Below are 13,811 nucleotides of genomic sequence, written 5' to 3' on the forward strand. Positions count from 1 at the left end.
GTCATTTTTTTCTGACTGGAAAAAACACCTCCGTAACAAGCTCCTCAGGAAGGTTGGCATGATCGAGTGCAGTTACATAGACTTCGTAAGGTGAACTCACCAATTCATAGCCTTCATTTTCTACCCATTCCCGCAATCTGGCATAGACAGCAGTCAATTCTGAATAAGGACCCTTACATACAGACTTTGCACAAAGTCCGCCAGGCAAATTTCTCGTTCCCTTTACAGCCTCCGCGACCGCGAGACCAAACTCGGTATCGTTTCCGGCAGGATTGAATTCAGGGCTGTGATAAATCGTCATGGGTGTACCGAGCAAGGTGAGCTTTTCAGTCGCAATCCTTTCATACAGCTTACTAAAATACTTGAAATATCCTGTTGCATAATCATCACTCGTCATAATCTTGCGTAACGAAAGAATATGGATTGGCTGAGTCTCCACAAGCTTTACTTCTATGCTGTCAAGGTATGCCATCATGGGGATCCCCTGCTCCATTTTCGAAAGATCATCGTTCAGCTGTTTTATGGTATAGTCTAAAGCGTTTCGTTTTTCATACATTTCCCTTTGCTTACGAAGAAGCGCCGAAACAAGCTTCTCTTCCGATTGATCTTCCTCCCATTCCAGGATGTCTTTTATTTCATCCAGCGATAAAAGATACGATTTCAAGCGGTTGATGAAGAGCATCTTTTTCAGTTGCTTGATAGAATAATACCGATAGCCATTCTCAGGATTAATCTCGTCTGGGTTCATTAGTCCGATTTCGGCATAATAACGAAGCGTTTTGGTTGACACTCCGCATATCTTTGAGAATTCTCCGATTGATAGCACAGGCTCACCTCCATTCTTCATTCTGTATCGATAATCTACTTATACCCCTTCCCCTAAGGGCAAAGTCAACGCAAAAAAATCGCTGTAAAGTTTGATTTGCAATTGTACTTTCCCTATTTCTTGACAACGAAAGCACAAATAATAGTCTTATAGCGTAGTTTGCTAGATGAATAGAAAAAGAGATAGGAGTTCGCTTTTTATGTCACAATCTGAAAAACGTAATCACTTCATTATTCTTGCAATGGCACTGGGCTTACTGATGTCTTCCCTCGACAATACCATCACCTCGGCAGCCATTAGTCACATTATCAAAGATATCGGTGGCTTTGAAAGCATGAGCTGGGTTTTCACTTCGTACGTATTAGCCGCGACCAGTACAATGCTCATCTTCGGGAAAATGTCCGATCTTTTTGGACGCAAGTTGTTTTACTTACTTGGCATTACTATTTTTCTCATTGGCTCGGCACTTTGCGGCGTTGCCCAAAGTATCGAACAGCTAATTGCTTTCCGTGCCCTTCAAGGAATTGGTTCAGGAGCTCTCTTTCCGATTACTTTCACAATCCTGTTTACACTATCCTCTGATCCGAAATTCACGGCACGAATCTCTGGTGTGTTTGCTGGTATCTTTGGGCTCTCATCTATCGCCGGACCTCAAGTCGGGACCTTGCTCTCTGATTATTTAGGGTGGCGTTGGTGCTTTTATGTCAATGTTCCGATCGGTTTGTTGTCTCTCTTAACTCTTCTGTTTTCCCTGAAAGAATCCCGTTCTCATACAAAGCCAAAGATTGATTATTTGGGTACCATTACGCTAATCGTCACTTGTGTAGCTGTCATGCTGGCGCTTGAATGGGGAGGAAAAGCATATGAGTGGTCTTCGTGGCAAATCATCTCGCTTTTTGCACTGGCTGGAATAGTGGGGATCGCTTTTATTATGGTAGAACGTCATGCACAGGAACCGATCCTTCCGTTCCAGATTTTTCAAAACCGTATGGTGGTCGCGACTTGTATCGCCTGTCTTTCTCAAGGCGCCATCATGTTTGCTGCCATCACTTATTTGCCTATTTTCGCTGTGGCGGTACTTGGGTATCCGAACTCCAATAGTGTTTTGACCCCGTTGATGCTCTCTTTGACGGGAGGTGCCGTGGTATTCGGAATGTTGCAAACAAAATTTTCCTTTCGATCTCTCATGGCGTTCTCTATGCTTGCTTGTGTAGTAAGTTCAATTTTGCTTATGTACGTTTCATCTGGCATTTCCTTCTTGTTCTTAACGCTCTTGATGATTCTGTTCGGGTTTGCTGCTATCGGGCCGTTAATGAGCATTGCACAAAACGCGATTGTGCATTCGGTCGACAAAAAATATATGGGTATTTCTTCCTCGATCGTTGGGTTTTGTCGGAACATGGGAGGCGTACTCGGTGCCTCGATCACGGCTGCTGTTGTGAACCAAAATTATGCAAGTATCGTATCCACGGGGGCGTCATTACATGGCATTTCCTTAGAGAAAGCAGCTGATCTGCTAAACCCTGAAGTTCTCATCCGTGAGCCTGTAACAATCGAGCCAGGTATTCATTCTTTTCTGAGTGATTCTCTAGGAAATGCCATCAATCATGGTTATATCGTGGGGTTGATTTTCGCCGTTATTGGTTTCTTTTCCGTACTATACGCAGGCCCTGGCAAGCTTGAGCGCCATAAGCAGAGTGTCGAATCATAAAGGTCCACGGGTTTCTTGCTCGGCATCACTTTCTAAAAATAGCAGTATGATGTATGGTAAAGTATATGCATTTACAAACCATACTTCCCAAAGGAGAGTGTGCTTCATGCGTGAAACCTGTGTTCCGACTGGTGTGGAGCTGAAAGACACTGGTTTTGGATATACATTGTCTTTAATAGGCGGTAAATATAAAATGATCATTTTGTATTGGCTAGCTGAAAATAAGGTGATGAGGCATAATGAGCTAAAGCGAAGTATCGGTACCATTTCTTTTAAAACGCTGAGCTTAATGTTAAAAGAGCTGGAGGCAGATGACTTGATCATCCGCAAGGAATTTCCCCAAGTCCCTCCCAAAGTGGAATATTCCTTAACAGAGCGTGGTCTTTCTCTCATCCCCTTGTTAAATATGATGTGCGACTGGGGAGAGAAAAATAGCTTGCCGCCTCAGGAGGATGTAAAGCAGCAGGCATAACGATTGTGTCTAACAGGAAAAGAAGTATCTCCCACACGCGGAAATACTTCTTTTTTCTTTGAGGCTTCTTACAGGTTATCAACGAATTTCAAATAATCTTGCGCGCTCTTATCCAATACGCTGCCGGTCGGCTCAAGTTCTTGACCAGGTACATTTTCCCCTGACTCGGTCTCCGTACCATAATACGCAAAGAACGAACGATAATCCGCGTGGCAGTAGCGAAAGGTTGTTTCAAAAGGGGTCAATATTTGCTCAAGAGTATACCGATACCTTCCCTCCTCTTGATAATCCTCTTTCCTAATTCCCGCAGATACCGCTAATGCAGCTTTGCGATTCTTTAATTTGTCGCCTCCCTTTGAACCGTACGCCCACCCATATGCAAAAACATCGTCCAGCCATTTTTTCAAAAGAGGGGGACAATTAAACCAGTAAACCGGGAACTGTAAAACCAGATTCCCATGCGATTCAATCAATTGCTGTTCTTTTTCCACATCAATGTTTCCATCTGGGTAAACCTTATGCAATTCGTGTACGGTATACTTTTCTGGATATTTTTTGAGTTCTTCTACCCATCGCTTATTGATAACGGATGTTTCGATGCTTGGATGTGTGACGATTACAAGAGTTTTCAAAGCAGGGTCCTCCTTGAAGGTTTGTTGTGTTATGAGTATAAAATGATGGCTGCAAATTTGTAAGTATGCACATTTTGTTCAGTTACTTACATAAAGGTGAGTGTAAAGAACAGAAAAAAGCCTCCCCACGCCCTAAAGATCCTAGGTTTGTATCGTTGGGAGGCCCCTTTGAAAATGTTTTATTTGAGCTTTTTTTCCATATACAGCGTGCCTTCAATCGGATTGAAACGATACGGCTCAATTGGATAGAATCCCAACGAGCGGTAAAGCTGAATCGCTGGTTCCATCGTAGGAAGCGTATCTAATCGGATGAATGAATAGCCTCGTATTTTCGCTTCGTCCATGATCGCCAAGGCTAATTTTTTCCCTACTCCCCTTCCCTTCCATTCAGGCTTCACGTACAATCTCTTCATTTCGCAAACTTGTTCATCTATTTTTCGTAAGGCAACACATCCTGCTGGCTGTTCGTTATCTAACGCCAACAAAATACAACCGTCTGGGGGTGCGTATTCGCCCGGTATATTTTGCAATTCGACCGCAATATTTTGAAAGCTCATATCAACTCCTAATGAATCTACATACTCCCAAAAAAGTTCACGTGCTTGTTCGTATTCATTATCCTCCGTTGCATGAATCAAACGCAGCAATCCAAACACCTCCACATCCCGTCATACGATCGTTTAAGAGGTGCGTAAAGAGCGACGCAAAATTTTCCCCGTACTGTTTTTGGGAAGCTCCGCCACGAACTCGACCTGACGAGGAACTTTGTATTTCGCCAGCTTGTCACGACAAAATGCCATGATATCCTCTTGGGAAACCGCTATTTCCTTCAATGCCACAAATGCCTTGACTGCTTCACCATGCACCTCGTCAGGAATCCCGATCACAGCCGCCTCGATAATCGCAGGATGCTGGTAAAGCACTTCTTCTACCTCACGCGGGTACACGTTATAGCCGTCAACGAGAATCATGTCTTTTTTGCGATCAACGATGTACACATATCCTTCTTCATCCATACGCGCCATGTCTCCCGTATACAGCCAACCATCTCGAAGCGCTGCGGCCGTATCATCTGGCAACCCGAGATACCCCAGCATAACGTTGGGCCCTTGTACCACCAACTCGCCCACTTCGCCACGTGCGACTTCGTTTCCTTCGGGATCGACGACCTTGTTCTTCACAAGCGGGATATCGACTCCAACCGATCCTGGCTTTCTTGTCCCATGCAATGGATTAAATGTTGTAGCCGGGGCTGCCTCAGACAAACCGTAGCCCTCCAGTACCTTGGCATCGTATTTCGCTTCGAACTTGTGCAGCAGCTCGACAGGCATGGATGCGCCTCCCGAGCAGTATATCCGGATGGAGGAGAAATCTTCTTTTGTCGCAGTCGGCAGCTGAAGCAGATAGTTGTACATGGTCGGAACGCCTGCAAAACATGTGGCTTTTTGCTCACGAATCGTTTGGAGGACATCTGCCGGATGAAATTTTGGCACGATGATAATAGCCGCTCCCGTACGAATCGGGCCATTCATGCACACCGTCATGCAAAAGACGTGAAACATCGGAAGTACTGCGACCATACGATCTTCAGGCACCAGCTCAAACAACATCCCCATCGCTTCCGCATTTGAAGCCATATTGCGGTGGGAGAGCATCGCTCCTTTTGGCTGGCCAGTCGTACCTGATGTGTACAGGATTACAGCGAGGTCATCTTCGTTTCGTTCCGGCTCCGCATACCCTGCCTCTGACTCTTGCCCTTCCTGTACAAGCTGATCGATCGTTATTTCATTTTCAATGGATTCCGTGTAGATGAGAAGCTGCAAATCTTTTATTTGATCCTTCATAGGGGTTAGTACCGGCTTCAGTGCGGATAAGGCAATAGCTGCCTTTGCTTTACTGTTCGATAGAATGAAGCTAATTTCGCGCGCCGTATAGATGGGATTCATAGGAACAACAACAGCTCCTACACGAAGTATCGCATAGTAAGCGCTAACAAAATGCGGCCGATTATCCATGAGCAGGGCGACAGCATCCCCTTTTCCAATCCCGTGCCGGGCAAGTCCTGCTGCGAGATGTTCGACCTGCTGATTGAATTGTGCATATGTCGTCGTTTCTCCCATATAGATGAAGGCTGGACGCTCTGCAAACTGTTTCGCGCTCTGCATGAGGCTTTCATTCAAATGATACATCACACATCTACCCCCCTTTTCAGAAAATTTTAACATCTGAAACCAAGCCTATAAAGTAATACTTTTAGGAAACACGGGAGATTGGCGGTGCTGATTGACTGACTTGTTCATTGCGTTTCACAAAGAGCAGGAAAAGCACCCCGCAAATGATAAAGAGCAACCCATTAACAATCATGGCGTTGCCAAAACCTGTGCCAATATCTTTGGCTGACTGAACGATAGAGCCCGTTACCAACGGTGAGATGATCCCTGCCAATGTAACCAGGCTGGACAGCACCCCTACCATAAGTCCCGTGCGTTCCGGCATCAAGCTGCTGACAATGACAGAGGCAGCTGTACCAACAGAAAAAGCAAACCCTTTTCCTAGGCACAGAAAGATTAAAACAAGTACCGTAGATTGGACAAGAGTAACACTGTAAAAGCACAGACCCCCTAAAATAATCGAAACACCGCCAACCAGAACGTATGATTTGCGATAGCTGCGATGCTTTTTAAAGAAATGATCACCAATCGAAGAAATCAGTATAGTCATTAGTCCGGCTAATAGTCCCGTGCCAGCAATCGCATAGGCCATTTCCTGATTCGTAAACTGGAAGACCTTGACGAGATAAACAGGCTCCCATACGGTTGCAAAGGTCGTGCCCCATATTTGGGCGAAATAGATTAAAAAACAGAATAGAAACGTGGATGAGAGCAAGACGCCGGATATATCCGACCATTTCGCTTTTGGCAAGGTAGGAGTTGCTACTGTTGGAGGAGCTACGCTGACAAGTGTTTTTTCTTTTCCAATCCACAGCCAGACCAAGAGCCATATCAGACTGAGTGCGCCCATAAACGCCCAGGAAAATCGCCATCCATAGCTATCGATCAGCGCGACAATCATCGGTGCGGAAGCAACCGCACCGACGAAAGCACCGAAGTTTACGGTAGAATAAACCAGTCCGCGCTTTTCTTCAGGAAACCATTTGTTCAAATGGCTAACAACCGTGGCCCAAAATGGACCTTCCCCTATTCCAAGCAATACCCGTGCTACGACAAGCATCGGCAAACCCGCGATCGCATAAGCGCCGAATTGGATGATTGTCCAGGACAGTGCCATAATCGCCAGCATTTTTTTCGTCCCGATGCGATCCGACAATGCCGCGCCTACAATCCCGGCAATGGAGAAAAACCAGAAAAAGCTGCTCCCAACAAGTCCCCATTCTTTCTCGTTCAATGAAAATTCAGACATAATCGGTACAGCAGAATATCCCGCAATTGTTTTATCCGCATAATTGATCATGTAGAGCACAAACAACATAATCATGGTGATTCTGGCCATCATGTGAATCACTCCATTATTTTGAAAGTCTCACGCGCCCAATTCCATCCGTGATCTCAATCACTGTGCCATATGATTCACTCAACGTTTTGAGCCCCTCTAAGATTGAGGTATCCCCGCTTAATTTCGGCCATCCCATACGATGTACAGGCAGATCAAAACCTAATTCAATCGGATGCAGCTCCAGTTCGAGCAGTTCACCGTCTTGCATTTTCCACAAGGGAATAACCGACTCCCACACCTCTTTGTGCACACAGAGTCCACGTGTGTAGTTGGCACTCATCGCTTCCAACGCATCTGCCACATTATGGGTGTGGTCTAAACCATAGTGCTCGTAGAAATCAGCGGGCTGACTCGTAATGGCTTCTGTCTGAAAAATAAAATCTCCCAAGCTGTAAAAGATCGGCCGATTGTTATAAATTTCAATTCCCCGCAATAAATGGGGGCCATGTCCCACCACTGCGTGTGCGCCCGCATCGATGCACGCTTTTGCAAATACAGGCAAGAAATCAGCCGCAACCTCTTTCGCATCCCCCTTCATCTCATGAGCGTGAATACTCACGATGACGTAATCAGCCCGCCTGTTTGCCTGCTCAATCGTTTTGACGATTCGGTTCAGATCGCGCGGATGCGGGTGGGTAGTCGTCCCTTCTTCGTCGCTTACCATGAAGCGTGCATTTCCGAAGAGAAAGATCTCCTTGCCCGGATCGTTCATGAAGCCTTCCTCAATGAGAAGCTTGTTGAAGGCGTTAATTTCCGTCGACTCCGCAATGGCTTGCAAATCAGCGAGCTTTTTTTGCGTAATGTGGTGGGTCATCACATAGCGCATCGGATTGATCCCTGGTCTGCCGATACAATCCGAACGCTGATCTCCGGCCGCCCACCATGGATGAAAAGTCGACGTCGCTGCGATCAAGGCTACCCTGGCTCCTTCGCATTCGAGATAACGCGGCGCTCCCGCTTCAGCGAGATTTTTGCCTGCGCCAGCATGGACGAAGCCATACTCATTGAGATATCGTTCGGTTGCTTCTAGTCCCCCATACAAATAATCAAGCGTATGGTTATTCGCCCTGCCAATCATGTTAAAGCCGTAATCTTTCATGACTTGCAAAACGGAGGGTGGTGACATCGCCCACGTGCCTCCGCTTTGCGCGCTGGGATAGCCCTCATTATCGTGTATGGTCGTCTCCAGATTCGCAATGCGTACGTCCGCACGGTGCAGCAAGCTGGATATCTCTTCAAAAGCTTGGTCCCTGTATGGAAGATTGCGTGTAATGAAGCTGTCGCCAGTCGCTGTAAACCAAATCGGCTTGGTCATTGGCAGGATTCCCCTTTCCCTTTTCTCCTTTTTTCTGCTTTCAAAAGATCGAGAAGTCTTCCTCTTCCTCTCCGACAAACGAATATAGCTTCGAACTAATTTCATCATAGTGCTGCAATCGTTTCTGGACATTCTCCGCGTCGTGGAGCATGACGCCTTTGATCAAGACATTTAGCATGGAGAATAATGTGGGCATACCGCTAGTGGCTACGGGTTGGGGTGTGGTAATTTTCAGAAGATGATCTGCGACTTGGCTGATAGGGGAGAACTCGCCTTCCGTAATCGCCAAGACCTTCGCTCCCAGCTCTTTTGCTGAATGGACCATTGCAACCGTCTCGCTAGGATGACGAGGAAATGAAATCGCTATGACCAGCCACTCTTGATCCCGTTCGGTGAGAAAATAATCAGCGTTATCAACGGCTCCCGTATACAGATGTGTGTTTCCTTTGATCGCATTCAACACCGAGAACAGCCATTTTGCAGGAATATGGCACCAACGAAACCCTACCACTACGATTCGGTTTGCCTGCACGATGCTTTTGACCACCTCTTGGAGCAAGCTGTAGTCAATTTGCTCCAAGCCTTGCTGGAGATACGCAATATCACTCTCCATCACTTGATGGGCGTAATTGCTCAGATCGAGCGTAACCTCCGTGTCTCGATATTTCTGGATCGGCCCCTTCCTTTGGTCTCCTATCAAAAGAGACTTCTTGATTTCTTCCTGAAGCTCTGTGTATCCGGAGTAACCCAATGCGTAACAAAAACGAATGACGGTCGCTTCACTGGTATTCGTAAACTCCGCAATTTTTTTGGCGGTATGGATCGCAAGTAAGCTTGGCTTTTCTATCGCGATCTTACAGATGATTTTTTGGCTTGCTGTCAGCTTTCCATACTGCTTCCGAATCCGTTCTTTTACGAGTTGTGCCATGCCTGAAGCTCCTTTATCATGCGGATTTGTTTTAATTTTGAGAATAGTATATCTCTTGCGATAAATCACTTCAATACTTCTTGATAAATGTAGTTTTTACTTCATTTTGGTGTATGGCAATCTGTAAAAAGGGACCTCCACAGTTGGAAGGCCCCTTTTCTTCTCTTTTTTATTCTGTACGAAGACATTCATTTGGAATCCAGCCGCATTCACCAGTGCTCTCTAATTCGCACCAGCTCCATCCATTCAACTCATGCATAAAGACTACGCGATCACCAGCGTCCACATTTAGCTCTTTTGCCGTATAAGCAGTGGTCAAAATCCCGATCTCCCCATCTTTTTCAATGATTTGCTCAGGTACCAGATTAATCTGCTATATCAACGATCGAGCCTAGCAACCTCTCCACATGATCCGTATGTCGGGAACAAATTGTGTTCACATAACTGTTGTTATGCGTAAATTTCATTGCGACGCTTATATACATCTACACATCTGTGGGTATAGTTCAACCCGTTATCATATAATGCGTCCATGAAGGCCATATATGAAAAAGCCGCTTAACTAAACAAGTGGCTTTGTGTTCTAAGTAAAAAAAGTTTTAGACTGGAGTTATTGATCCAACGCAGTTCTTAGATAAAAAATCTCTACCTTAAGATATTTAAGTTTACTTCCCCCAATAAATGAATCAGCGGTGACCTAAGACCAGAAAATAAAGTCTTAGACTCACCGCTGCTTTCTTATGCTATCGAACGCGTTAGCTCAACTCACAATATCTAGTTGGACGGATTTTAGAAGCGTGTTTTGTCCTGCTGCTAGCCTCCAAACTTTCATTTCCTTGACCATTACGTAGATAGCAATGCTTTCTTGCCCTCCGCCAATTCGTTTACCATCGGAAGTTGTTGAATATTGACGGACATGAACAACAGCTACATTGGAATTAATGAACGAGATGCTGTCAACAGTATATTTGCTATAAGAATTAAGTAAAGGACCTGTCAAGACGATTTTGTGCACTTTATTTATTTCATCCCAACCCGACAACTTTTCACCCATTACATTCACCCAAGTGGCGTTTTGTGTGAAATGGCTGTCTAACGCATCTGCATCATGCCGATTAAACGCTGCCTCCATTTCATTAACTACATGTTTGATAAGCTCGCGATCATGCTCCAATGGTTCCTCTTCTTTGTATACCATAGAAATTCCTCCCTTTATTGCTTACTTCATTGTTAAATCTGATACTATAACATAATATCAATAATATCTAATACATAAATTTCATGAGTATCATGCTAAATCGTATATAAATGGAGGTAATCATGGATACTTCACATTTACATTACTTTCGTACTATCGCTAGAATTCAACATATGACCAAAGCAGCCGAAGAACTGCAAATTGCTCAACCCGCATTAAGCAAAATAATCGCTCGACTTGAGGATGATCTTGGTGTTCCCCTCTTTGACCGACAGGGGAGAAATATTAGATTAAACACGTTTGGTAAAACGTTCCTTCGAAAGGTAGAAATTGCTTTAAACGCATTGGAAGATGGAAGGAAAGAAATTGAAGAACTTTCTGGGTTGTATTCGGGCAGTGTTCACTTAGCGGTTACGAGCGTCGAGCTCCTGTCTAGGCCACTTGCTGACTTTCTATCCCAATACCCGAATACCGATTTCCGAATAACCCAAGTTTCTATGATGGAACTGGAGCCTCTTCTTCTGAGTGGAGAAGTGGACATATGTCTCACAGCGTTACCTACGCAAAATGCTGGAGTGTGCTCCTCCCATGTCTTGGAGGAAGAAGTATACCTTGCTGTTTCTCCTAACCATCGATTCTCAGACCGACAGAGCATTTCTTTGGCAGAAGCTGCTACTGAAGCTTTCATTGGTTACAATGAGGGGCAATTTTATCAACCACTGAACGATATCTTTTTTGGAGAGGCTGGAATTCATCCTAAATATATATGCAGGGTAAATGAGCCTTCTGCTATTGCGAGTCTTGTCCGGGCCGGCGTTGGTGTCGCTCTTGTAGGTGAGTGCGGACGAAGCTCTGACTCTCCACTCACTTTATTAAAGATTCATGACCACAGTATGAAACGTAATTATAAGTTCATTTGGCTTGAATCACGATATTTATCTGTAGCAGCTAGAAAATTCTTGGAGTTCGTAACGGAATTTTTCTGTAGGACAAATTAGTCATTCTCTATCTGTGAATCGACGAGATAATCTGATCCCGGCAATGACCAATGTCCGTCTAATTTGGCAGGCTCATCCGACTATCCTAGCATCAAATTGGTTATATGTACCTTGCCTTTCATTAGATTCCACCTCACGCTGTTCACCCTTGAGACGACGCCCATGCTAGGCGCACCCAAAAAAGCCGATATTGCTGCGAGAGCAAATCGGCTGTCGTCATTTATTGGCGGGACACCTTGACGAGCTCCCCAGTCGAAGCATCGATAAAGCTATAGCCATTCTTCCATTTGCGCTGATAGACCAACTGCGGTTCGGGAGCTCTTTGACCATCATACTGCTCCCACACGTAGACCAGTTCCATGTCAATTTCTTGTTGGATCGTTTCTTTTGCTTCTGCTGCACTTACAATCTTCTTGGAATCTGGAAGGGTAATGCCCGGGTTGAGAGGGTGGAGGTTTAACTTTGTAATTGTCCCCGTTGCCTTGTCTACCCTCACCATATAAGACTCGTCAGATACTTCGATCCCGTTGCGTTTTCCGAGGAAAGTGAATGAATACTCTTCATCCTCTTCCTTATCCAGCTTGTTCTTGTCTACCCACTCCGGAATATCTGCTTCAGGAGTCTCTATGATAAGCGATAGCTCCGTTAACGCCGGGTCAAGATAAGGTACGAGTGCTGCGATCGCTTTTTTCTTCGCTTCCTCTACACTGATTTTCTGCTCTGTTTTTCGTTCGTCTGGCAAATTCAGATTGAAGTCGATGAGCCGATCACTCTGTTCATCTGTCGTGAGGCTCACCAGCTCAAATGCAGGCGTACCTTTATTTGAATCGTTCATCCAACGATAGGATTCGATTGTCTGAAGTCCTTCTAAAAGATTGTCCTTGTGATCATCATATTCAAAGGTCACACCAGACACATCAATACCAAATTGTGTTTTCAGCCATTTCTCTCCTTGTTCGCGGGAAGCTATTTTGATGCTTTTCCCTTCTCCTTTTACACGAACACCCTCCCCTGCCAGTTCGGCTTCTTCCCCTATGACTTTGCCGGTTAGAGCATCGATCCAACCAATGGTATTCAGTTGATAAATAAGCATCGGTTTCTTATCCGCCGGTTTTCCATTTTGAGCATAGGAAATCGGCTGATCCGATACGTATACCAGCTCCATTTTAAGCTTGTCCTTATAGATTTTGCTAGCTTCCTCAAGTGTTATCGCTTTTTTCGGATCAGGCCAGTTCACTTTGCTAGGATCGATGAAATCATACGCTTCATAGCGAATAATATGGCCAGCATGATCAACGGATACTGAGATAGAGTTGTTGGACAGAGGAAGGTCATTGATGAGAGAGTGGTATTTCACGGTAGAGCGAGCCCATTCCAGCTTGTTGCCTTTCCCGTCACCTGATCCTGCTTTTCCTCTGCCGAGTTTTTGTGCGGCTTTCAGCTGTTTTGCTTCCGTACCGAATAAGTCCTCGATAAAAGTTGCAGCCTTGTCTCTGGCAAGCTTTTCTTCCGGATAATCGGCTGAAGCCCATGCTGGATTTTGGATATCCATGAAAAGCAGTCGGCCTGTATGCGCATCCAGCTCAAGGCTGACGGAAGAGTATGCGTCATACTCTTCTTTTTTATCTGTTTTTGGCATGTTGCTGAAGTGCAATCTCCAGATCGGTGACGGATAACGGCGAAAGCTGTCTTCCTCATAATGTTTATCAATTAGCCGATACCCTTTCAACTCCGGAATCGCCTCAAATAGCTTGTCCAGAGAATTCTGAACATCTTGGGAATAATCATTCTTTTGAGACTCTGCCTTTTTCACATCGGTTGCTGCTTGTACCGTTGGTTGATGAGTAGTCCATGCAGGTGCAGAGGCAAGTAAGCACGCCGCTATAACCGTCATCATGGATGGATTTAGTTTCATTGGGCACCTCCAAATAGTGTTCAGATTTGCGGATAAGTTCGGTTTGACCTTACCAATGGTAAGACGGAGGGGCAATTATTTGTGTCACATATTATTCCAATATTTTAAAATAATCCCATACCTCTAGAGTTATGCGTAATTTTCGTTCTTGAGAAATTATCCCCCCTCAAGACTATGCCCGTTCTGCCTGACCCAGATTGCTATCAATTGTTTAGGTCTAAAAAAAATCAGCCCGATTTAAAGAAACCGAGCTGATTTACTCTTTAGGATATCCTGAAGAGCTCGCGTACCTTCCCTTCCGTT

Annotated in this window: 13 protein-coding genes; 3 read left to right on the forward strand and 10 right to left on the reverse strand. The window is 45.0% G+C overall.

Annotated elements, in window-relative coordinates; all coding sequences use genetic code 11:
- Nucleotide 1: 1 nt before the first annotated feature.
- Nucleotides 2–826 carry a MerR family transcriptional regulator gene (locus C7R91_RS23050; RefSeq protein ID WP_047067329.1) on the reverse strand — a complete coding sequence of 275 codons (825 nt, stop codon included), beginning with the start codon at nt 824–826 and terminating at the stop codon, nt 2–4.
- Between the two features lie 199 nt (nt 827–1,025).
- Between C7R91_RS23050 and C7R91_RS23055 the strand changes: the two genes are divergently transcribed.
- Both C7R91_RS23055 and C7R91_RS23060 read left to right on the forward strand, forming a co-directional pair.
- Nucleotides 1,026–2,537, forward strand: a complete 1,512-nt coding sequence (locus tag C7R91_RS23055; RefSeq protein WP_047067330.1) for an MFS transporter — start codon at nt 1,026–1,028, stop codon at nt 2,535–2,537.
- A gap of 106 nt (nt 2,538–2,643) precedes the next feature.
- Nucleotides 2,644–3,009: a winged helix-turn-helix transcriptional regulator gene (locus C7R91_RS23060; protein WP_047067331.1), complete on the forward strand. Its 366-nt coding sequence runs from the start codon at nt 2,644–2,646 to the stop codon at nt 3,007–3,009.
- A 68-nt stretch (nt 3,010–3,077) separates the two neighbouring features.
- On the opposite strand, the gene C7R91_RS23065 is transcribed toward C7R91_RS23060, so the two are convergent.
- The 8 genes from C7R91_RS23065 to C7R91_RS23095 form a co-directional block, all read right to left on the reverse strand.
- On the reverse strand, nt 3,078–3,641 hold the full coding sequence (locus C7R91_RS23065; RefSeq protein WP_047067332.1) for an NAD(P)H-dependent oxidoreductase: 564 nt from the start codon (nt 3,639–3,641) through the stop codon (nt 3,078–3,080).
- Nucleotides 3,642–3,820: 179 nt separating this feature from the next.
- A complete protein-coding gene (locus C7R91_RS23070) occupies nt 3,821–4,297 on the reverse strand; it encodes a GNAT family N-acetyltransferase (protein WP_236697788.1) in 477 nt (158 codons plus the stop codon).
- Between the two features lie 24 nt (nt 4,298–4,321).
- Nucleotides 4,322–5,830, reverse strand: a complete 1,509-nt coding sequence (locus tag C7R91_RS23075; protein ID WP_047067334.1) for a fatty acid--CoA ligase family protein — start codon at nt 5,828–5,830, stop codon at nt 4,322–4,324.
- Between the two features lie 64 nt (nt 5,831–5,894).
- Entirely contained in the window at nt 5,895–7,154 is a 1,260-nt protein-coding gene (locus C7R91_RS23080) for an MFS transporter (protein WP_047067335.1), read from the reverse strand.
- A gap of 13 nt (nt 7,155–7,167) precedes the next feature.
- Entirely contained in the window at nt 7,168–8,469 is a 1,302-nt protein-coding gene (locus tag C7R91_RS23085) for a CapA family protein (RefSeq protein WP_047067336.1), read from the reverse strand.
- A 40-nt stretch (nt 8,470–8,509) separates the two neighbouring features.
- Entirely contained in the window at nt 8,510–9,397 is an 888-nt protein-coding gene (locus C7R91_RS23090; RefSeq protein ID WP_047067337.1) for a MurR/RpiR family transcriptional regulator, read from the reverse strand.
- 169 nt (nt 9,398–9,566) lie between these two features.
- Nucleotides 9,567–9,716 carry an SH3 domain-containing protein gene (locus C7R91_RS29470; protein ID WP_160309975.1) on the reverse strand — a complete coding sequence of 50 codons (150 nt, stop codon included), beginning with the start codon at nt 9,714–9,716 and terminating at the stop codon, nt 9,567–9,569.
- A 441-nt stretch (nt 9,717–10,157) separates the two neighbouring features.
- Entirely contained in the window at nt 10,158–10,595 is a 438-nt protein-coding gene (locus C7R91_RS23095; RefSeq protein WP_106786232.1) for an SgcJ/EcaC family oxidoreductase, read from the reverse strand.
- 122 nt (nt 10,596–10,717) lie between these two features.
- Here C7R91_RS23095 and C7R91_RS23100 point away from each other — a divergent pair, with 122 nt between their 5' ends.
- Nucleotides 10,718–11,593 (forward strand): LysR family transcriptional regulator, encoded by an 876-nt coding sequence (locus C7R91_RS23100; RefSeq protein WP_047067341.1) that lies wholly within the window; start codon nt 10,718–10,720, stop codon nt 11,591–11,593.
- Between the two features lie 220 nt (nt 11,594–11,813).
- On the opposite strand, the gene C7R91_RS23105 is transcribed toward C7R91_RS23100, so the two are convergent.
- Complete coding sequence (locus C7R91_RS23105; protein WP_047067344.1) at nt 11,814–13,508, reverse strand: YcdB/YcdC domain-containing protein; 1,695 nt, start codon at nt 13,506–13,508, stop codon at nt 11,814–11,816.
- Nucleotides 13,509–13,811 lie beyond the last annotated feature (303 nt).

It is taken from the genome of Brevibacillus formosus (assembly GCF_003013405.1).
GTDB lineage: Bacteria > Bacillota > Bacilli > Brevibacillales > Brevibacillaceae > Brevibacillus > Brevibacillus formosus.